Source organism: Cupriavidus sp. H18C2 (assembly GCF_049393795.1).
GTDB classification, from domain to species: Bacteria; Pseudomonadota; Gammaproteobacteria; order Burkholderiales; family Burkholderiaceae; genus Cupriavidus; species Cupriavidus pauculus_C.
Window position 1 is genome coordinate 122,917 of record NZ_CP186010.1, and the last position, 18,330, is coordinate 141,246.

Annotated in this window: 20 protein-coding genes; 10 read left to right on the forward strand and 10 right to left on the reverse strand. The window is 68.6% G+C overall.

The window, feature by feature from the left end:
• Window positions 1-98: 98 nt before the first annotated feature.
• The 5 genes from EPAKOI_RS00585 to EPAKOI_RS00605 form a co-directional block, all read right to left on the reverse strand.
• On the reverse strand, window positions 99-512 hold the full coding sequence (locus EPAKOI_RS00585; RefSeq protein WP_423192715.1) for a hypothetical protein: 414 nt from the start codon (window positions 510-512) through the stop codon (window positions 99-101).
• Window positions 502-1,689, reverse strand: a complete 1,188-nt coding sequence (locus EPAKOI_RS00590; RefSeq protein ID WP_423192716.1) for a GTP-binding protein — start codon at window positions 1,687-1,689, stop codon at window positions 502-504. The genes EPAKOI_RS00585 and EPAKOI_RS00590 overlap by 11 nt, the downstream gene beginning before the upstream one ends.
• Window positions 1,690-1,883: 194 nt before the next feature.
• On the reverse strand, window positions 1,884-2,570 hold the full coding sequence (dksA, locus tag EPAKOI_RS00595) for an RNA polymerase-binding protein DksA (RefSeq protein ID WP_253699984.1): 687 nt from the start codon (window positions 2,568-2,570) through the stop codon (window positions 1,884-1,886).
• A gap of 342 nt (window positions 2,571-2,912) precedes the next feature.
• Window positions 2,913-3,986 (reverse strand): CobW family GTP-binding protein, encoded by a 1,074-nt coding sequence (locus EPAKOI_RS00600; RefSeq protein WP_423192717.1) that lies wholly within the window; start codon window positions 3,984-3,986, stop codon window positions 2,913-2,915.
• A gap of 70 nt (window positions 3,987-4,056) precedes the next feature.
• Window positions 4,057-4,587: a Fur family transcriptional regulator gene (locus EPAKOI_RS00605; RefSeq protein ID WP_124682688.1), complete on the reverse strand. Its 531-nt coding sequence runs from the start codon at window positions 4,585-4,587 to the stop codon at window positions 4,057-4,059.
• A gap of 421 nt (window positions 4,588-5,008) precedes the next feature.
• Between EPAKOI_RS00605 and EPAKOI_RS00610 the strand changes: the two genes are divergently transcribed.
• The 3 genes from EPAKOI_RS00610 (at window position 5,009) to hslU (ending at window position 8,131) form a co-directional block, all read left to right on the forward strand.
• Window positions 5,009-5,995, forward strand: a complete 987-nt coding sequence (locus tag EPAKOI_RS00610; protein ID WP_124682687.1) for a tripartite tricarboxylate transporter substrate-binding protein — start codon at window positions 5,009-5,011, stop codon at window positions 5,993-5,995.
• Between the two features lie 250 nt (window positions 5,996-6,245).
• Window positions 6,246-6,782: an ATP-dependent protease subunit HslV gene (gene hslV, locus EPAKOI_RS00615; protein ID WP_423192718.1), complete on the forward strand. Its 537-nt coding sequence runs from the start codon at window positions 6,246-6,248 to the stop codon at window positions 6,780-6,782.
• A gap of 17 nt (window positions 6,783-6,799) precedes the next feature.
• Complete coding sequence (gene hslU, locus EPAKOI_RS00620) at window positions 6,800-8,131, forward strand: ATP-dependent protease ATPase subunit HslU (RefSeq protein ID WP_124682685.1); 1,332 nt, start codon at window positions 6,800-6,802, stop codon at window positions 8,129-8,131.
• A gap of 81 nt (window positions 8,132-8,212) precedes the next feature.
• On the opposite strand, the gene EPAKOI_RS00625 is transcribed toward hslU, so the two are convergent.
• Complete coding sequence (locus EPAKOI_RS00625; protein WP_423192719.1) at window positions 8,213-8,740, reverse strand: YcnI family protein; 528 nt, start codon at window positions 8,738-8,740, stop codon at window positions 8,213-8,215.
• 322 nt (window positions 8,741-9,062) lie between these two features.
• Between EPAKOI_RS00625 and EPAKOI_RS00630 the strand changes: the two genes are divergently transcribed.
• Complete coding sequence (locus EPAKOI_RS00630; RefSeq protein ID WP_423193532.1) at window positions 9,063-9,365, forward strand: hypothetical protein; 303 nt, start codon at window positions 9,063-9,065, stop codon at window positions 9,363-9,365.
• A gap of 49 nt (window positions 9,366-9,414) precedes the next feature.
• On the opposite strand, the gene EPAKOI_RS00635 is transcribed toward EPAKOI_RS00630, so the two are convergent.
• Together EPAKOI_RS00635 and EPAKOI_RS00640 are read right to left on the reverse strand one after the other, a co-directional pair.
• On the reverse strand, window positions 9,415-10,020 hold the full coding sequence (locus tag EPAKOI_RS00635) for a response regulator transcription factor (RefSeq protein WP_124682682.1): 606 nt from the start codon (window positions 10,018-10,020) through the stop codon (window positions 9,415-9,417).
• Window positions 10,020-11,390 (reverse strand): ATP-binding protein, encoded by a 1,371-nt coding sequence (locus EPAKOI_RS00640; protein WP_423192720.1) that lies wholly within the window; start codon window positions 11,388-11,390, stop codon window positions 10,020-10,022. Before EPAKOI_RS00640 ends, EPAKOI_RS00635 begins: the two co-directional genes overlap by 1 nt.
• A gap of 183 nt (window positions 11,391-11,573) precedes the next feature.
• On the opposite strand from EPAKOI_RS00640, the gene EPAKOI_RS00645 reads away from it, so the two are divergent.
• Window positions 11,574-12,065, forward strand: coding sequence for a copper chaperone PCu(A)C (locus EPAKOI_RS00645; RefSeq protein WP_124682680.1), 492 nt, complete (start codon window positions 11,574-11,576; stop codon window positions 12,063-12,065).
• Window positions 12,066-12,096: 31 nt separating this feature from the next.
• Here the strand turns inward: EPAKOI_RS00645 and EPAKOI_RS00650 are convergent, their stop codons facing one another.
• Together EPAKOI_RS00650 and EPAKOI_RS00655 are read right to left on the reverse strand one after the other, a co-directional pair.
• A complete protein-coding gene (locus EPAKOI_RS00650) occupies window positions 12,097-13,035 on the reverse strand; it encodes a LysR family transcriptional regulator (protein WP_124682679.1) in 939 nt (312 codons plus the stop codon).
• A 64-nt stretch (window positions 13,036-13,099) separates the two neighbouring features.
• Window positions 13,100-13,321 carry a cysteine-rich CWC family protein gene (locus tag EPAKOI_RS00655; RefSeq protein WP_423192721.1) on the reverse strand — a complete coding sequence of 74 codons (222 nt, stop codon included), beginning with the start codon at window positions 13,319-13,321 and terminating at the stop codon, window positions 13,100-13,102.
• Between the two features lie 157 nt (window positions 13,322-13,478).
• Here EPAKOI_RS00655 and argB point away from each other — a divergent pair, with 157 nt between their 5' ends.
• The 5 genes from argB to metW all read left to right on the forward strand — a co-directional run bounded on the left by argB (window position 13,479) and on the right by metW (window position 18,228).
• Entirely contained in the window at window positions 13,479-14,396 is a 918-nt protein-coding gene (gene argB / locus EPAKOI_RS00660) for an acetylglutamate kinase (RefSeq protein ID WP_124682677.1), read from the forward strand.
• A gap of 69 nt (window positions 14,397-14,465) precedes the next feature.
• Window positions 14,466-15,488 (forward strand): HAD-IA family hydrolase, encoded by a 1,023-nt coding sequence (locus tag EPAKOI_RS00665; RefSeq protein ID WP_423192722.1) that lies wholly within the window; start codon window positions 14,466-14,468, stop codon window positions 15,486-15,488.
• The gene (gene slmA, locus EPAKOI_RS00670; protein ID WP_124682675.1) at window positions 15,485-16,150 is read left to right on the forward strand and encodes a nucleoid occlusion factor SlmA; all 666 of its coding nucleotides are present in this window, start codon (window positions 15,485-15,487) and stop codon (window positions 16,148-16,150) included. Before EPAKOI_RS00665 ends, slmA begins: the two co-directional genes overlap by 4 nt.
• Before the next feature lie 297 nt (window positions 16,151-16,447).
• A complete protein-coding gene (gene metX, locus EPAKOI_RS00675; RefSeq protein ID WP_124682674.1) occupies window positions 16,448-17,620 on the forward strand; it encodes a homoserine O-succinyltransferase MetX in 1,173 nt (390 codons plus the stop codon).
• Complete coding sequence (metW, locus tag EPAKOI_RS00680; RefSeq protein ID WP_124682673.1) at window positions 17,617-18,228, forward strand: methionine biosynthesis protein MetW; 612 nt, start codon at window positions 17,617-17,619, stop codon at window positions 18,226-18,228. The genes metX and metW overlap by 4 nt, the downstream gene beginning before the upstream one ends.
• The last annotated feature ends 102 nt before the right edge of the window (window positions 18,229-18,330 follow it).

Below are 18,330 nucleotides of genomic sequence, written 5' to 3' on the forward strand. Positions count from 1 at the left end.
GCTTCGGATTCGGTGGGCGGGCGCGGCGCCACGCATGGCGTGGGCGCGCCCGTTCAGGCATGCGCGGACGCGCGGCATGGCGCCGCGTGCCCGGCTGTTCAGGCGAATGCGAAGGCGGCCGGTGGGGCGCGGGAGTGGAACGGGCGGGCGGCCGGCAGGTCCGGCCAGCGGTACGCCAGGCTGGCCGGCTTGACCGGCTTGCCGAAGACGAGCGGCGGCGGGGTGAAGCCGCCGGCATGGGCGTCGGCCATCGTCGCGCCGTCAAAGAGCACGCACGAGTGGAGGCCGAGCTTCAGCGAAAACGGTTCGCCGTGGGTGTCGCCCGCGGCATGCTGGGCGACGGGCACGATGGCGGCCGCCGGCGCGGCGGCATTGGGCAGCCCGCCGTGGACCACGCGGTGCACCAGCCCGGCGTGCTGCGCCAGCAGCAGGCAGGCCACGAGCCACAGCGCCGGCCAGAAGCCGATGCCGCGCGCGCGCCAGCGTGAGAGGAGCGGGAAATCAGTGCGCATGCCCGCAGTCGCACGGTCCGTCGCCATGGTCGTGCCGATGGCCGTCGTGGCCGTGATCATGGTCGTGATCGTCGTCGAACGCATCGCCCCAGTCCGGGAACGGGTCCGGATAGGCCGCCCAGGCATCGGGGCCGGCCGCCATTTCCTCGTCGGTCAGCAGGCAGGCGTCGAGCCGGGCTTCCAGCGCGGGCACGTCCAGGTCGGCGCCGATCAGCACCAGTTCCTGGCGGCGGTCGCCGTGTTCGGCGGGCAGGCCGTCCTCCAGCAGGTCGGCGTCGATGGCGGCGCGGGCCAGGCCCTCGGCCGGCCATTCGTCGGGATCGATCGCGGCCCACCACGCGCCGGCCGCGCCGGGACGGCAGACGCCGCCGGCCTGGCTCCAGTCGCCGGCGATATCCATGCGGCTGGCCAGCCAGAACAGGCCCTTGGACCGCAGCACGTCGCCATGCTCGCGCATCCATTCGGTGTGGATCAGGTCGGCAAACCGCTGCGGGTGGAACGGCCGGCGCCGGCGATAGACCAGCGTGGCGATGCCGGCGGCGTCGGGCACCGCGTCGCCCTGCAGCGCGGCCTGCCATCCGGCGGCGTTGGGCGTGGCTTCCATGTCGAAGCGGCCGGTGCCCAGCAGTTGCGCGGCCGGCACGTTGCCCTGGCTCGCGTCGACGATGGCGGCGCGCGGGTTCAGCGCGCGCAGCACCACGTGCAGGCGGCCAAGCTGGCCGGCATCGACCAGGTCGATCTTGTTGATGACGATGACGTCGCAGACCTCGACCTGCTCGATCAGCACGTCCACCACGGTGCGGTCGTCGTCATCGTGGGCGGCCAGGCCGCGCGCGGACAGGAAATCGGCGTCGTGGAAGTCGGTCAGGAAGCGGCTGGCATCGACCACGGTCACCAGCGTGTCCAGGTGGGCCACGCCGGGCGCCTGTTCGCCGTGGGCGTCCTCGAACGCAAAGCCTTCGGCGATGCCCAGCGGCTCGTCGGTCGGATCGGCCTCGATGACCGCGAAGTCGTACTGGCCGGTCTGGGCCAGCCGATCCACTTCCGCCAGCAGGTCGGCACGGCTGTCCACCACGGCCACGCGCACGCCAGGTTGCGACATCAGCCGATGCAGCACGGTGGTCTTGCCGGCGCCGGTGAATCCGGACAGCACGGTGACGGGCAGGCGAGCGGGCATGGGTGGGAAGGGCCGGTTATTGCAACAAAGTTGCGACTGTAACAGAAAGGCCGTAGCGGGCATAGCAGCGGCCTTTCGCAATGGTAGTGCCGTCGCCGTGACGCCACAAAGGCAAAACGCGCCGCCAGAAAGGCAAAGCGGCCCGGATGACCGGGCCGCGCGGGCGATGACGGCGCGTCGGGCCGCCAGGGCAATCAGTCGCCGAACAGCTTCTGGCGCAGTTCGCGGCGCTGCTGGGCTTCCAGCGACAGCGTGGCCGTGGGGCGGGCCAGCAGGCGCGGCACGCCGATCGGCTCGCCGGTTTCCTCGCACCAGCCGTAGTCGCCGGACTCGATGCGCTGCAGCGACTGTTCCACCTTCTTCAGCAGCTTGCGCTCGCGGTCGCGCGTGCGCAGTTCCAGGGCGTGTTCTTCCTCGATGGTGGCGCGGTCCGCCGGATCCGGCACGATGACCGTTTCGCGCAGGTGCTCCGTGGTCTGGTCCGCATTCTTGAGGATTTCATCGCGAAGCTGCTCAAGGCGATTCTTGAAGAAGGCAAGCTGCGCCTCGTTCATGTAATCCTTGTCGCTCATCTTCAGGATTTCAGCTTCAGTCAGAAGTTTGTTGCTGCTCATGGTTCCTGCTGATTCTCTTGTTGATGCGACCGGCGGCGTCTTCGTCCGCTCGGGTGCAGTGGCCGCCCGCTTGCGCGGGGCGGCTGTTTCACTCTGGCTGGCTGCAGTCTTGCTGCTTCGCGTGCCTCCCTTGGCCTCGCCCGCATCGGCGTGCGCCGTACTGCCGCGGGGAGCTGGCGTCGCCTTTTCGGGCGAAGCCTTGAGCGTCTCCGCCGCAGCGGTACCTGTCTTGCTGCGGCTTTCCTTGGTCTTTGTTGCGGCTGTCATGGGGACACCTCTCTCAACGCGTCGAAGAGTGACGGCGCTCCGATCGTGGGGCCCCAGGCGGAGGGCGGTCTCCGCACGAAGCCAACGACCGCGCCTGCCGGCGGCCCCGCCTCATGCTGACGACGACCGCCGCCCTGCAAATACCGCTGGCACCCGGAGGTGCGCCGTCGGTATCAAATCCGGCCTATTGTACTTGAACAAATTTTTCGGAGATATGGGAGAAAGACCGACAAGAGACAGGAGTTTTCCCGGTATTCCCCACCCGACGGGAGGGTGGCGGGCGGCGGCGGGGCGGCAGTGCGTCCGGCCGCCGGGCGGCGGCGGACGCACCCGGGCGGGAAATCAGGCCAGGCAGGCGGCCAGGCCCTTCAGGATGGCGTCGCGGGGCAGATCCACGCCGATGAAGACCATCTTGGTGCCGGGCGTCTCGTCCTCCCACTTGGCGCCGATGTCGCTGCCCATCAGCTGGTGCACGCCCTGGAACACCACCTTGCGGTCCACGCCTTCCATATAGAGCACGCCCTTGTAGCGCAGCAGCTTCTCGCCGTAGACCGACAGGATGCCCGACAGGAATTCCTCCAGCTTGCCGTAGTGGAACGGCTTGTCGCTGCGGAAGACGAACGACGCGATGCGGTCCGTGTGGTGGTGATGGTGATGATGGTCGTGCGCATGGCCGTGGCCGTGGCCGTGCGCGTGGTCGTGGCCGCAGTCGGTGGCGCAGTGCTCGCCGTGCTCGTGCGAATGGTCGTGCTCGTCGGCGCGCAGGAAGTCGGGGTCGATCTCCAGCTTCTCGTTCAGGTTGAAGCCGCGCAGGTCGAAGATCGTGTCGATCGGCGTTTCGCCAAAATTCACCGCGCGGATCGGCGCGCGGGCGTTCATGTGCTGCAGGCGGTGGCGCAGGTCGTCCACCTCGGCCGGGGTCACCAGGTCCGACTTGGTGATGAAGATGGCGTCGGCAAAGCCTACCTGGCGCTGGGCTTCTTCCTGCTTGTCGAGCTGGACGTTGCCGTGCTTGGCGTCGACCAGCGTGATGACGGCGTCCAGCAGGTAGCGCGACGCGATTTCCTCGTCCATGAAGAACGTCTGCGCCACCGGGCCGGGGTTGGCCACGCCGGTGGTCTCGATCACCACGCGGTCGAAGTCGAGCTTGCCTTCGTCGCGCTGGGTGATCAGGTCTGACAGCGCCTGGACCAGGTCGCCGCGGATGGTGCAGCAGATGCAGCCGTTGCTCATCTGCACGATCTGCTCGCGGCCGTCCTGCACCAGGATCTCGTTGTCGATGTTTTCCTCGCCGAACTCGTTCTCGATGACGGCGATCTTCATGCCGTGCTGCTCGTTGAGGATGCGCTTGAGCAGCGTGGTCTTGCCGCTGCCGAGGAAGCCGGTAAGGATCGTGACCGGGACGAGTTTGGACATGTTGTTGTGCTCCGAGGAGGAAGCCGGTAAGCCGGTAAGACAGGGCGGCAACGGCGCCGCCCCGGTTCAATCAGTGATCGCTGCCGCCACCATGGCCGCCCGGCGCCTTGCCGCAGGCCGCGCAGACGCCGTTGACGGTCAGTTCGACGTGTTCCACCGCAAAGCCGCTCGGCACCTTGGGCGCCACGGACTTGCCGGCCGCCTCAAGGCAGTACGTGCGGTCGCAGCGCGTGCAATGGAAGTGGCTGTGCTGGCGATGGACTTCGGCGCGCGCGGCCTCGTGTTCCACCAGCGTGAAGCGGAACACGCGGTCGTTGCCGGCGCGCTTCTGCGCCAGCCCCTGGTCCACCAGCCAGTCCAGCACGCGGTAGACGGTCACGCGGTCCACGTCGCCATCGGCGGGCAGGCGGTCGATCACGGCCTGGTGCGTGAGCGGCGCCTCGGCGTCGATCAGGCACGCCAGGATGGCCACGCGCGGCTGCGTCACGCGCGCGCCCAACTGGCGCAGGCGCGACTGCGCCGCATCGACGCTGCCAGCGCTGTCGGCGGGGGCGGCACCGTGCCCGGTGTCGGCGTCCGGATGGGGGGTGGGGCGGTTCATGCGGGCGATTTAACCATAGGCCCTCACGAGTTGCAATTCAGTTGCACAAGCAGGGTCTTTTTTCGGATGGCGGCGACGTGCTTATATATATAGAGCGACGCACGCAAGGCGACTTGCGGATGCCCTTCGCAGGCCGCCAACACGCTGCGGGAAGAAAATCCCAGTTTCATTACATTCGCGTTAGAAACGCCACATTCTCGCGGGTTAGCCCCTATACCTGCCGCTTGTTCCGCGTTGCTAACATCCACCTCCGGCTCCGCCTGTCGGCGGGGTTTGACGCTGCATGCCACCCATACATCCTGCCGATGGTCAGCGCGTTTTTCCGATATGGATCGACGCGTTCCGGCGCTGCGCATCGCGCGGTGCCGGCGGCAGGCGCGGCGTTGGAACGGGGAATCCCAGAAGGAACAGGAGAGACGTAATGAAACGAGTTGCAATGCATATCGCAGCCGCGCTGGCCGTTGCCGGCGTGGGTGCCTTCACGGGGGCCCAGGCTCAGGAATATCCGGGTAGCAAGCCGGTGCAGGCAGTGGTGCCGTTCGCCGCGGGCGGCCCGACCGACAAGGTGGCGCGCGAACTGACCGCCATCATGTCCAAGCACCTGGGCACGACGATCGTGATCGAGAACCTGGGCGGTGCCGGCGGCACCATCGGCGCCAAGAAAGTGGCGCAGGCCAAGGGCGACGGCTACACGATCCTGATCCACCATATCGGCATGTCCACCGCCCCGGCGCTGTACCGGAACCTGGGCTTCGACCCGCTGAAGGACTTCGAGATGGTCGGCGAACTGGCCGACGTACCGATGGTGCTGGTGGGCAACAAGCAACTGCCGCCGGCCACGTTCAAGGAACTGCTGCCGTACATCAAGGCCAACGCCAGCAAGCTGTCGCTGGCCAACGCCGGCATCGGCTCGGCGTCGCACCTGTGCGGCCTGCTGTTCCAGAGCGCCATCCAGACCGAGCTGACCACGGTGCCGTACAAGGGCACGGCCCCGGCGCTGACCGACATCCTGGGCGGCCAGGTCAACCTGATGTGCGACCAGACCACCAACATCGCCGGCCAGCTCAAGGCCGGGTCGCTGAAGCCGTACGCCGCGATGCAGTCGCGCCGCGTGGAAGCGTTCAAGGACATCCCGACGGCCGCCGAGCAGGGCCTGCCGGGCGTGGAAGTGAAGATCTGGCACGCGATGTACGCGCCGAAGGGCACGCCGAAGCCGGTGATCGACAAGCTGTCGGCCGCGCTGCAGAAGTCGGTGCAAGACCCGACCTTCCGCGCCAAGATGGCCGAACTGGGCGCCGAGGCCGTGCCGGCCCAGCGCGCCACGCCGGAATCGCTGCGCACGTTCCTGGCGTCCGAGATCAACAAGTGGACGCCGGTCATCAAGAAGGCAGGGGTGTACGCCGACTGAGTTGCCACGGATGCGCCGGCCGCCCGGCCGGTGCCCCCGAAGCCACGCCAGGGCCACGCGAGCGACGCGTGGCCTTTTTCATTGGGCCGCCGCATCCGCCGGTGCGCCAGCGCGCCCGTGCGGAACCGCCGGGCGCCGCGCCGTGTCCGACCGTTTCCTATATTGGAAGACCGTGCCCGCCACCGGCCGCTCTTGAAAGCCCGTCATGTGGCGCCACCTACCCGGCTGACACCTCTCACGCAAAGGCACCATGGAACGGTATCACGGCACCACCATCGTCAGCGTCCGGCGCGGCAACCAGGTTGCGCTCGGCGGTGACGGACAGGTCACGCTCGGCAATATCGTGATGAAGGGGACGGCCCGCAAGGTCCGGCGCATCTACAACGGCAAGGTGCTGGTCGGCTTTGCCGGCAGCACGGCCGACGCATTCTCGCTGCTCGACCGCTTCGAGGCGAAGCTGGAAAAGTACCAGGGCAACCTGACCCGCGCGGCGGTGGACCTGGCCAAGGACTGGCGCTCGGACCGCGCGCTGCGCCGCCTGGAGGCCATGCTGATCACGGCCGACAAGGACACCACGCTGGTCATCACCGGCAACGGCGACGTGCTGGACCCCGAGGGCGGCATCGCGGCCATCGGCTCGGGCGGCGCGTACGCGCAGTCGGCTGCCAAGGCGCTGGTCGAGAACACCGAGCTGGCCCCGCGCGACGTGGTCGAGAAAGCGCTGACCATCGCCGGCGAACTCTGCATCTACACGAACACCAACTTCGTCATCGAGAGCCTCGACTGACGCGCCAACGGATTCCCATGTCGCAAACCATGACCCCGTCGGAAATCGTTTCCGAACTCGACAAGCACATCATCGGCCAGAACAAGGCCAAGAAGGCCGTGGCCGTGGCGCTGCGCAACCGCTGGCGCCGCCAGCAGGTGGAAGAGCCGCTGCGCCAGGAAATCACGCCGAAGAACATCCTCATGATCGGGCCCACGGGCGTGGGCAAGACCGAGATCGCGCGCCGGCTGGCCAAGCTGGCCGACGCCCCGTTCATCAAGATCGAGGCCACCAAGTTCACCGAGGTGGGCTACGTGGGCCGCGACGTGGACACCATCGTGCGCGACCTGGCCGAGATGGCCGTCAAGCAGACGCGCGAGTCCGAGATGAAGAAGGTGCGCACCAAGGCCGAGGACGCGGCCGAGGACCGCCTGCTGGACGTGCTGCTGCCGCCGCCGCGCGACATCGGCTTCCAGCAGCAGGAGGACAAGGATTCGAACACGCGCCAGGTGTTCCGCAAGAAGCTGCGCGAAGGCCAGCTTGACGACAAGGACATCGAGCTGGAAGTGGCCGCCGCGCTGCCGAGCATGGACATCATGGGCCCGCCGGGCATGGAGGACATGACCGAGCAGATCCGCACGATGTTCGCAGGCCTGGGCCAGGGCAAGAAGGCGCGCCGCAAGATGAAGGTGAAGGAAGCGTTCAAGCTGCTGATCGACGAGGAAGCCGCCAAGCTGCTCAACGAGGAAGAGCTCAAGCACAAGGCCATCGCCAACGTGGAGCAGAACGGCATCGTGTTCCTGGACGAGATCGACAAGATCGCCAGCCGCAGCGACGTGGGCGGCGGCGAGGTGTCGCGCCAGGGCGTGCAGCGCGACCTGCTGCCGCTGGTGGAAGGCACCACGGTCAACACGAAGTACGGGATGATCAAGACCGACCACATCCTGTTCATCGCGTCGGGCGCGTTCCACCTGTCCAAGCCGAGCGACCTGATCCCGGAACTGCAGGGCCGCTTCCCGATCCGCGTGGAGCTGGAATCGCTGTCCGTGCAGGATTTCGAGGCCATCCTGACGCAGACCGACGCCAGCCTGACCAAGCAGTACCAGGCGCTGCTGAAGACCGAGGAAGTGGACCTGCAGTTCGCGCCGGACGGCATCCGCCGGCTGGCCGAGATTGCGTTCTCGGTCAACGAGAAGGTGGAGAACATCGGCGCGCGCCGGCTGTACACGGTGATGGAGCGCCTGCTCGAAGACCTGTCGTTCCACGCGACGAAGTCGTCGGGCGCCACGGTGACCATCGACGCCGCCTACGTGGACGAGCGCCTGGGCGACCTGGCGGGCAACGAGGACCTGTCGCGCTACGTGCTGTAACGCGGCGTCATCGCCCACGCAAAAGAGCCGGACGAGGGTCCGGCTCTTTTTTTGTTAGGGCGAATCTGCCGCGCGCGTCGGTCAGTGGTTGTGCCCCGCGTGGCCGGCCGGGGCGACGAGTTCCAGCGCCGGGGCGGGCAACTTCAGCTCGCGCGGGTTCTGGCCATCGGCCGGGATCTGGGTCCACTCGGACCTGCCGTTCTCGCATTCCTGCACCACGGGGAAATAGAGCTTGCCGGCCTGCTCGGGCAGCTTCATCAGCACCTGGAATTCGTCGAAATGCTGGTCGGACAGCGTGTTGCCGGACCAGCGGATGGTGCGCACGTCGTCCTCGATGGTCCGGCCGTGCGAGGTGTAGGGCTTGGCCAGTCTGGCGCGCTGCACGTCGAGCTGCCAGCCGGGCTTGGGCTGCGGACGCGCGCCCTGCACGCCGTCCGGGACGGTGACAGTGATGGCCTTGGTCGCGCTGCCCTGGCAGCCATGGCCCACCAGCAGCACGCCCTTGAAGTAGCTGCCCGCGCTGGCCTGCTTCTGTTCGAAGACGATGTGGGCCGAGGCCAGCGACGCGGCGGCGGCCAGCAGCAGGGCGATGAACGTGCGGAAGATCATGGCGGAACGTAGATGGACGGAAAGTGCGTCAGTCTAGCGGCGGGCCGCGATGGCCACCCTGCGGCGTGGTGCCGCAGTGGCGCGGCACCGGCAAACAAGTCGGCCGTGTTTCAGCGCCGGGCCGCGCGATCTCGGCCCCGTAACCCGCGTAAGCATTGGTAAGCATGCTGGCGTCCGGCCCTGCGCCGATGAGACCCTTGCGCACCTTGTTGGTCGATGGACCGATGCGGGAGCCACCGCATTCTGCACAAATACCTACCGGGAGTCTGCCTTGCGCACCACCTTCTTCAAGAGCAACCGCGTGCGAAAACGCCGCGTTGCCATGGCCACCGCCGCCGTGGTCGGCGCCATCACGGCCGCCACCGTCTTTCTCTGCATCCGTCCCGCCATGCTGCCGACGGCCACCGCCGCGGCCATGCCGGCCGAGTCCGTCACGCCTGCCAGGTCGGCCAAGTCGGCCAGGTCCGTGGATTCGACCGGCCGCGGCGCCGCCGTGGCGGCCGAAGCGATGGCGTCCGGCGCGCTCGTCACGCTGGCCGACCGCCACGCCCGCGACGCCGCGCGCATGGCCGAGGCGTCGAACGACGACGACCTGGGCTGGGACTACGTCCAGCTTCGCCTCTGATCCGTTTGTCGATGCCCCGCCGGCGCGCGCCGGTCGGCCGGTAGCGCGATCAGCGCGATACCGGCCGCTTGCCGAGCTTGCGCTGCAGCGTGCGCCGATGCATGTTCAGCGCCCGCGCCGTGGCCGAGATATTGCCGCCGTGCTCGGTGAGCACGCGCTGGATGTGTTCCCATTCCAGCCGCGCCACGGACAGCGGCACCGGCTCTTCCAGCGCGGCCTCGGCCGCATCCTCCGAAATCCCCGCCATCAGCGCCGTCAGGATCGAGTCGACATTGGCCGGCTTGGCCAGGTATTCGTCGGCGCCCTGCTTCACGGCCGCCACGGCCGTGGCGATGCTCGCGTAGCCGGTCAGCACCAGGATCCGCGCGTCGGGCAGCGCCTGCCGCAACGGCGCCACGAAATGCAGCCCCGACTCGGCGGCCGTGCCGCTGGCCTCGGGAGGCGGCCCCAGGTGCAGGTCCAGCGTGACGTAGGCAAAGGCCGTGCGCGCCGCCATGGCCAGCGCGCTGCTGCCGGTGTGCGCCACCTGCACCGCATAGCCGCGCCGCGTCAGCGCCCGGGCCAGCGTGCCCGAGAACACCTCGTCGTCATCGATCACAAGGAAGGGCGTGCCCGCGGGGGCGTCGGTGGGCACGTTGGCGGGAGCGTCGGTCATCACGATTCGTAGGCGGAGGTAGGGAGGGGCGCCTGCCCGGCCGTGGCCAGGGGCAGGAGCAGTTCGGTCACGGTGCCGCCGGCGGGGTTGTCGCGCCACGCCAGCCGGCCGCCGAGCTGGCGCGCGGCGCTCTGCGCCAGGTACAGGCCGATGCCCTGGCCGCCGTGGCGGCTGGTCACCGGCGCCTCGCCCAGCTTGGCGCGCAGGTCCGGCGCGATGCCGCTGCCGTGGTCGGTCACGCGCCAGACCAGCGCCTCGGCGGTGCGCGTCACGTCCAGCGCCAGCGGCGGGGCCTGGCCCGGCGCGCCGCCGGCGGCCTGCTGGCTGCGCGCGGCATTGTCCAGCACGATGGTCAGGATCTGGCTCACGCGCGCGGTGTCCACGGCCCGCGCGCCGGCGTCGGGCGAGACATCGGCCTGCAGGCTGGCCTGCGGATGCCGGAGCTGCCAGCGTTCGACGAACGCGGCAATCCAGCCGTCGATGCGCTGCGGCGCCAGCGTCTCGTTGTCCTCGCGCAGCCGCGCCAGGATCGTGCGGCACAGGTCTAGCTGCTGCTCCATGGTGCGCAGGTCGGGCAGGTAGGCGGCCACCGGGGTTTCGCCGCGCGCGGCGTCCGCGGCATCGGCACGCAGTTCGCCGGCGATCACGGCCAGCGTGGCCAGCGGCGTGCCGATCTCGTGGGCCACGGCGGCGGCCTGGTCGTTGAGCGCCTCCACGCGCGCCTCGCGCAGCAGCAGCTCGCGGGCCTGGTTGAGCTGGGCGTCGCGCTGGCGCAGCACGTTCGACAGCCGCGCCACGAAGAACGCGATCATCACCGCGCTGGCGACGAAGTTGAGCCACATCCCGGCCAGGTGGTAGTTCACCGCGTTGTCGGGGTTGTGCAGGTGCAGCGGCAGGTATTCCAGCAGCAGCAGCGAATAGCAGGACAGCGCGTACAGCGCCAGCACCACCACCAGCCGCCACGGCAGGATGGCCGCCGCGATGGCCAGCCCGGGCAGGTAGAACGACACGAACGGGTTGGTGGCGCCACCGGTGTAGAACAGGATGGCCGACAGCGCGCTGAGATCGACCAGCATCTGCACCATCAGCTCGCCGTCGCCGGGCATGGTGCCGCGCGTGGCATGCCAGCGCAGCCGCGCCACCGTGTACAGGTTGAAGGCGGCCTGCACCGCGAACAGGAACAGCAGCGGCTGGTACGGCAGGATGATGCCGGCGGCCGATTCGCACGACACCAGCAGCATCGCCTGCCCGGCCAGCAGCGCCCAGCGCAGCCAGCACAGGCGGCGCAGGCTGACAAGGCTGTGACGTTGCGCCGGCACGCCGAAGATGGCGGGCGGCGGGGCGGGGGACAGGTCGATCTGGGCAGGCATGGCGCGAGTGTAGCAATGCTGCGCGCGGCTGCCCGCGATGCGACACCGTGCCGCATTCAGGCGCGGCGGCGGTGCTGCCAGACTACCCGGTTGCGTGGCGCGGCAGGACGACGTCCGGCGCGCCGTGGTCTAATGATCGCCCCTGAAATGCCCCCTTCGAGCCCCATCGTGGAAAGGTTACCCATGCAAGCCAAAGTCCGCGCGGCGCGTGCCGCCGCTATCGTCACCCTTGGCCTGGCCGGCCTGCTGGCCAGCGCCCAGGCCATGGCCCAGGTCGACGTCACCGACGCCTGGGTGCGCGGCACGGTGCCGGCGCAGACCGCGTCCGGCGCGTTCATGACGATCCATGCGCACGATGCGGCCAAGCTGGTCGGCGTGTCGTCGCCGGTGGCGTCGGCCGAGCTGCACGAGATGAAGATGGACAACAACGTGATGCGGATGCGGCAAGTGCCGTCGCTGGACCTGCCGAAGATGCAGGACGTGCAGCTCAAGCCGGGCGGCTACCACGTGATGCTGATGGGCCTGAAGCAGCAGCTCAAGGCCGGCGACACGGTGCCTATCACGCTGAAGTTCGAGCAGAACGGCAAGTTGACCGAGCAGACCGTCAAGGCCGAGGTGCGCGACGTGACCGCGCCGGCCGCCCAGCCGGCCGGCCACATGCAGCACAAGCACTGAGCACCGGGATTGCCCGGCGGCCGCGCGCCGCTCAGCCGCGCAGGCTGATGGCCGCCGCGTCCTCGTCCTCGGGCGCGGCCACGGCCTGGCGCACGCGCTCGCGCAGCCAGGTGTGGCCCGGGTCGGCGTCGGCCTTCTCGGGCCAGATCATGCTGTAGGTGAAGCCGGGGATCGTGAACGGCGCCTCGAAGATCGCCAGGCGGCTGTCGGCCAGCGCTTCCAGGCTGCGCCGCGCCGTGGTCAGGACCATGTTGGTGCCGACGATCAGCGCCGGCGCCACGCTCCAGTGCGGCACCGAGCAGGCGATCTTGCGCCGCCCGCCCAGCCGCGTCACCGCCGCGTCGATGGCCTCGCCGCGCTCGGTGGCGGCGGTCACCAGCACGTGGGAGCGCGCCAGGTAGGCCACGTGGTCGAGCCGGCCCGTGTCGCGCACCGTGGCGGCATCGACCGCGCAGGCGAAGTCGTCGTCGAACAGCACCGCCGTGCGCACGCCCTCGGGCTCGAACGCAAAGGCGCCCAGCGCGATGTCCAGCTCGCCGTCGGCAATCTGGGCCGTCATCGTCTCGCGGCTGGCCTGCGTGACCACCAGGTCGATATTGGGGGCCGCCCGGCGCAGCGCGCGCAGCAGCCGCGGCAGCACCACCAGTTCGCCATAGTCGGACATCGCCATGCGGAACGAGCGCCGCGCCGTGGCCGGCTGGAATCCGCCCGGCCCCAGCAGGATGCGCACCTGCGCCAGCGCCTCGGCCAGCGGGGCGGTCAGTTCGTGGGCCCGGGGCGTGAGCACCAGCCCGCCCTGGCCGCGCACCAGCAGCGGATCGTCCAGCAACTGCCGCAGCCGCGCCAGCGAATGGCTGACGGCCGGCTGGCTGAGCTGAAGCCGCAGCGCCGCGCGCGAGATATGGCGTTCGGCCAGCAGTGCTTCCAGCACCACCAGCAGGTTGAGGTCGATTCCACGAAGGCTATTCATGACGCGAATGTTAAACCGGAGTGGGCCCGTTTTGTCATTCGCGTAACCGCAGGCGCGAAAAAATTCACGACGGATTAGGAGGTGTCTCAGACTGGCGACGTTTCAGGCAGTCCGGACAGAGGCAGTGCTGGCCCGGCACGATCTGGCGCGCCGGCAGCAGCGGCAGGCTGGCGCACCAGCATTCGGGCAGCCCCGCCGCGTACCCGCAGACGAAGGCCGCACCGCAGGCGCTGCAACGCTCCACGGGCAGCAGGCGCCCGGCCTGGATCGTCGACGGGTCGGTCATGGCGTGTATCCTTGTTGCATTGCCGCAGTTGCAATGCCGCCGCCGGTTTCTTGTAGAATCGGCGCCTGCCCGCATTGCCGGGTCGCCCCGTATCGCCGTCCTGCGGCGGACGGTTCGTCATGATACCTGCTCCAGATCACACGGAATGTCCGAAGCCATGAACGCTGACAATCCTGGGCCTGCCACCACGTCGGTAGCGGCCATCGCCCCCGCCCTCAAGGCCGAAATCCTTGCCGAGGCCCTGCCCTACATCCGCAAGTTCCACGGCAAGACCATTGTGGTCAAGTACGGCGGCAACGCGATGACCGAGGAAAAGCTCAAGCACGGCTTTGCGCGCGACGTGATCCTGCTGAAGCTGGTGGGCATGAACCCGGTGGTGGTGCACGGCGGCGGCCCGCAGATCGACGAGGCGCTGAAGAAGGTGGGCAAGGTCGGCACGTTCATCCAGGGCATGCGGGTGACCGACGAGGAAACGATGGAAGTCGTGGAATGGGTGCTCGGCGGCGAGGTCCAGCAGGACATCGTCATGCTGATCAACCAGTACGGCGGCCAGGCGGTGGGCCTGACGGGCAAGGACGGTGGGCTGATCCGCGCCAAGCGCCTGCAGATGCCCGACCGCGAGAACCCGGGCACGTTCATCGACATCGGCTACGTGGGCGACATCGAGGCGATCAACCCGGCCGTGGTCAAGGCGCTGCAGGACGACGCGTTCATCCCGGTGATCTCGCCGATCGGCTTCTCCGACGATGGCCAGGCGTACAACATCAACGCCGACGTGGTGGCCGGCAAGATGGCCGAGATCCTGAAGGCCGAGAAGCTCGTCATGATGACGAACATCCCCGGCGTGATGGACAAGAAGGGCAACCTGCTGACCGACCTGTCGGCGCGCGAGATCGAGGAACTGTTCGCCGACGGCACCATTTCTGGCGGCATGCTGCCGAAGATCTCGTCGGCGCTCGATGCCGCCAAGAGCGGCGTGCATTCGGTCCACATCATCGACGGCCGCATCGAGCACTCGCTGCTGCTGGAAATCCTGACCGAACAGGCGTTCGGCACGATGATCCGCTCGCACTGAGCGCATTTCCCCCGGGGGCCCGCGCTGCGCGGGTTCCCGTCCCTTCCCATTCAGGTTCACAATCCCGGCGTGTTCATCCGACAGCCCACCCAGCGTCGCGGCAGGGACCGCGCTCGCCGCCAATCGTCCGCCGAGGGCCCGCGCCATCGCCCGCGCCGGCACCTGCTGCGCGGCGCGGCCGGCGACAACGGCGGCCGCACGGTCTGGCTGTTCGACCTCGACAACACGCTGCACGACGCCTCGCACGCCATTTTCCCGTCCATCAACCGGCTGATGACGGCCTACGTGGCGCGCGTGCTGGGCAGCGACGAGGCTACGGCCAGCCGCGTGCGGGTGGAATACTGGCAGCGCTACGGCGCCACGCTGCTCGGCATGATCCGCCACCATCAGGTGGACCCGGCCGACTTCCTGCGCGCGGCGCACCATTTCCCCGAACTGGCCGACATGGTGCGCGTGCGTCGGGGCCTGGCGGCGGCGCTGGGGCGGCTGCCGGGGCGCAAGATCCTGGTCACCAACGCGCCGCGCGACTACGCGCTGGCCGTGATGGCGGTGGCCGGCATCGACCGGTATTTCGAGCGGGTGGTGGCCATCGAGGACATGTGGGTGCACGGCCATTTGCGTCCGAAGCCTGACCGGCGCATGCTGCGCCGGTTGCTGGCCCAGACCGGCGTGGCGCCGCGCCGCGTGGTGCTGGTGGAAGACACGGTCTCGCACCTGAAGGCGTACGCCGGGCTGGGCATCCGGACGGCCTGGGTGACCGGCTTCCTGCGCACGCTGGCGCCGTCGCGGCCCCACGTGGTGCCGGCGCAGGCCGGCGCGGCGCGCGATGCGGCCACGAAGTCAGCGCTGGCTGCCGAGGATCGGCAGCATGTGGGTCACGCCGCCCAGGAGCGCTCGGTGACGCTGGTGGCGGCCGAGAGCCAGGACCCGTCGGCCGGGCAGCCGGGCCCGACTGCGGCAACGGCGCCACAGATGGCGGCCGCTGCCACCCCCAGGGTGCGCGCGCGCGTGGTGAATCGCCCGGGATATGTGGACATAAAAGTACAATTGATGCATCAACTCCTACGACAAAAGCGGAGAATCGGGTCATGACGCAAACCATCGCTCGCGAGGCAGGGGCAGCCATGCCAGTTGCCCAACCGGCCCAGGCGGCCATCGATCCGGAGGCGCCGGCCCGCAAGCGCCCGCGCCCGGGCGAACGCCGCATCCAGATCCTGCAGACGCTGGCCGGCATGCTCGAACATCCGCGCGGGGAAAAGATCACGACGGCCGCGCTGGCCGCCCGGCTGTCGGTGTCCGAGGCCGCGCTGTACCGGCACTTCGCCAGCAAGGCGCAGATGTTCGAAGGGCTGATCGGCTTCATCGAGCAGACGGTGTTCGGCCTGATCAACCAGATCACCACGCAGGAGGAACACGGCCTGCGGCAGGTGCAGGCCATCGTGCGGATGCTGCTGAACTTTGCCGAGAAGAACCCGGGCATGACGCGCGTGCTGACCGGCGAGGCGCTGGTGGGCGAGCACGAGCGGCTGCAGGAACGGATCAACCAGATGATCGACCGCATCGAGGCGTCGCTGCGGCAGTGCCTGAAGGTGGCGGTCACGCAGGCCGCGTTCCCGGCCGACGCCGACATCCCCGTGCGCGTGGCGCTGATCACGGCCACGGTGCAGGGCCACTGGCACCGCTACGCGCGCAGCGGCTTTCGCAAGCTGCCGGGCGACAACATCGACGCCCAGCTGCGCGTGCTGCTGGGCTGAACGCGGGCCGCGCCGCGGCGGCTGGCAGGCCGGCATGAGCACGGCGCGCGCTTTGCACTATAATGTGCGGGTCGCGCCGATTTGATGACTGGCTTGCGGGCGCGCGGCAGCGGGAGGACGTCTCTCCGGTTGCCAATATAAATGCGGCTAAAGAGGTTGGGTTGGTGCCTCGCGGATGCTGTTTCCGCCCGAAGCGCTGACACGCGGAACCCCGCGAGAAGCCCGACTTGGCTGCGAATCCCACGCATTGGCCGGTCGGGTTTTTTTATGCCCGCTGATTTCACGCGGGCCTGTTCCATGACCGATGTCGCTCCTCCCGCTGGCGTGCTAGACGTGCCGACCGACTCCGTCGGCGTCGTCACGCCCCAGCGCCTGCATTTCGCCGAACCCCTGAAGCTGCGCAACGGCACCCAGCTTGCCGGCTACGACCTGATGGTCGAGACCTACGGCACGCTCAACGCCGCGCGCAGCAACGCCGTGCTGGTGTGCCACGCGCTGAACGCGTCGCACCACGTGGCCGGCATCGCCGCCGACAATCCGCGCGATATCGGCTGGTGGGACAACATGGTGGGGCCGGGCAAGCCGCTCGATACCGACCGCTTCTTCGTCATCGGCGTGAACAACCTGGGGTCGTGCTTCGGGTCCACGGGGCCGATGAGCACCAACCCGGCCACGGGCGCCCCGTATGGCGCGCTGTTCCCGGTGGTGACGGTGGAGGACTGGGTCAACGCGCAGGCGCGCGTGGCCGACCACTTCGGCATCGAGCAATTCGCGGCCGTGATGGGTGGCAGCCTGGGCGGCATGCAGGCGCTGGCCTGGAGCCTGATGTACCCGGACCGGCTGCGGCACTGCATCGTGGTGGCGTCCACGCCGAAGCTGTCGGCGCAGAACATCGCGTTCAACGAGGTGGCGCGCAGCGCCATCCTGTCCGACCCGGACTTCCACGGCGGCAACTACTACGCGCACAACGTCAAGCCCAAGCGCGGCCTGCGCGTGGCGCGGATGATCGGCCATATCACGTACCTGTCCGACGAGGACATGGCCGAGAAATTCGGCCGGACGCTGAAGGCCGAGGACATCCGCTTCTCGTTCGACGTCGAGTTCCAGGTGGAAAGCTACCTGCGCTACCAGGGCGACAAGTTCGCCGAATACTTCGACGCCAACACCTACCTGCTGATCACGCGCGCGCTGGACTACTTCGACCCGGCACTGGCCTTCCAGGGCGACCTGACCAGGACCATGGCGCAGACGCACGCGAAGTTCCTGGTGGTCAGCTTCAGCACCGACTGGCGCTTTGCACCGAACCGCAGCCGCGAGATCGTCAAGGCGCTGCTCGACAACAAGCGGCAGGTGTCTTACGCCGAGATCGACGCGCCGCACGGCCACGATGCCTTCCTGCTGGAAGACCCGCGCTACCACAACCTGATGCGCGCCTACTACGCACGCATTGCCGAGGAGATCGGTGCATGAACGCCGCCGCCAATCCCAACATCCTCGCGCTGCGTCCGGACTTTCGGGCGATTGCCCGCTGGGTGGAGCCGAACTCGACCGTGCTGGACGCCGGCTGCGGCGACGGCAGCCTGCTGCGCGTGCTGCAGGACGAGCTGGACGTGAAGGCGTACGGCATCGAGATCCGTGACGAGGAAGTGCTGGCCTGCGCGCAGAAGGGCGTCAACGTGATCCAGCAGAACCTGGAGGGCGGGCTGGCGCTGTTCGAGGACAAGAGCTTCGACACGGTGATCCTGTCCCAGACGCTGCAGACCATCCACAACACGGCCCAGGTGCTGCGCGACACGCTGCGGGTGGGCCGCGAGTGCATCGTCTCGTTTCCGAACTTCGGCTACTGGCCGCACCGGCTGTCGGTGTTCCAGGGCCGCATGCCGGTGTCCGAATCGCTGCCGTACCAGTGGTACAACACGCCCAACGTACGGGTGCTGACGATCCGCGACTTCGAGGAACTGGCGCCCAAGGTGGGCCTGCGCGTGCTGGACCGCGTGGTGATGCACGAGGGCGTGACCGTGAACTGGGGCGTCAACTGGCGCGGCAGCCTGGCGGTGTACCGGGTGGCGGCGGCCTGACCCAGGCGGCGGCCCCGGCACGTCCCTAGCTTGACGCAAGCCTCTGGCGGGCATACCGTACGCAAGTTAGCGAACGATCGTACGTTTTTCCTGCCCGAGGTT

What these genes read in the sequence shown, in the direction of transcription:
- EPAKOI_RS00585 (WP_423192715.1), bottom strand. Translation starts at nt 512, where the DNA reads ATGCGCACTGATTTCCCGCTCCTCTCACGCTGGCGCGCGCGCGGCATC.
- EPAKOI_RS00590 (WP_423192716.1), bottom strand. Translation starts at nt 1,689, where the DNA reads ATGCCCGCTCGCCTGCCCGTCACCGTGCTGTCCGGATTCACCGGCGCC.
- dksA (WP_253699984.1), bottom strand. Translation starts at nt 2,570, where the DNA reads ATGACAGCCGCAACAAAGACCAAGGAAAGCCGCAGCAAGACAGGTACC.
- EPAKOI_RS00600 (WP_423192717.1), bottom strand. Translation starts at nt 3,986, where the DNA reads ATGTCCAAACTCGTCCCGGTCACGATCCTTACCGGCTTCCTCGGCAGC.
- EPAKOI_RS00605 (WP_124682688.1), bottom strand. Translation starts at nt 4,587, where the DNA reads ATGAACCGCCCCACCCCCCATCCGGACGCCGACACCGGGCACGGTGCC.
- EPAKOI_RS00610 (WP_124682687.1), top strand. Translation starts at nt 5,009, where the DNA reads ATGAAACGAGTTGCAATGCATATCGCAGCCGCGCTGGCCGTTGCCGGC.
- hslV (WP_423192718.1), top strand. Translation starts at nt 6,246, where the DNA reads ATGGAACGGTATCACGGCACCACCATCGTCAGCGTCCGGCGCGGCAAC.
- hslU (WP_124682685.1), top strand. Translation starts at nt 6,800, where the DNA reads ATGTCGCAAACCATGACCCCGTCGGAAATCGTTTCCGAACTCGACAAG.
- EPAKOI_RS00625 (WP_423192719.1), bottom strand. Translation starts at nt 8,740, where the DNA reads ATGATCTTCCGCACGTTCATCGCCCTGCTGCTGGCCGCCGCCGCGTCG.
- EPAKOI_RS00630 (WP_423193532.1), top strand. Translation starts at nt 9,063, where the DNA reads ATGGCCACCGCCGCCGTGGTCGGCGCCATCACGGCCGCCACCGTCTTT.
- EPAKOI_RS00635 (WP_124682682.1), bottom strand. Translation starts at nt 10,020, where the DNA reads ATGACCGACGCTCCCGCCAACGTGCCCACCGACGCCCCCGCGGGCACG.
- EPAKOI_RS00640 (WP_423192720.1), bottom strand. Translation starts at nt 11,390, where the DNA reads ATGCCTGCCCAGATCGACCTGTCCCCCGCCCCGCCGCCCGCCATCTTC.
- EPAKOI_RS00645 (WP_124682680.1), top strand. Translation starts at nt 11,574, where the DNA reads ATGCAAGCCAAAGTCCGCGCGGCGCGTGCCGCCGCTATCGTCACCCTT.
- EPAKOI_RS00650 (WP_124682679.1), bottom strand. Translation starts at nt 13,035, where the DNA reads ATGAATAGCCTTCGTGGAATCGACCTCAACCTGCTGGTGGTGCTGGAA.
- EPAKOI_RS00655 (WP_423192721.1), bottom strand. Translation starts at nt 13,321, where the DNA reads ATGACCGACCCGTCGACGATCCAGGCCGGGCGCCTGCTGCCCGTGGAG.
- argB (WP_124682677.1), top strand. Translation starts at nt 13,479, where the DNA reads ATGAACGCTGACAATCCTGGGCCTGCCACCACGTCGGTAGCGGCCATC.
- slmA (WP_124682675.1), top strand. Translation starts at nt 15,485, where the DNA reads ATGACGCAAACCATCGCTCGCGAGGCAGGGGCAGCCATGCCAGTTGCC.
- metX (WP_124682674.1), top strand. Translation starts at nt 16,448, where the DNA reads ATGACCGATGTCGCTCCTCCCGCTGGCGTGCTAGACGTGCCGACCGAC.
- metW (WP_124682673.1), top strand. Translation starts at nt 17,617, where the DNA reads ATGAACGCCGCCGCCAATCCCAACATCCTCGCGCTGCGTCCGGACTTT.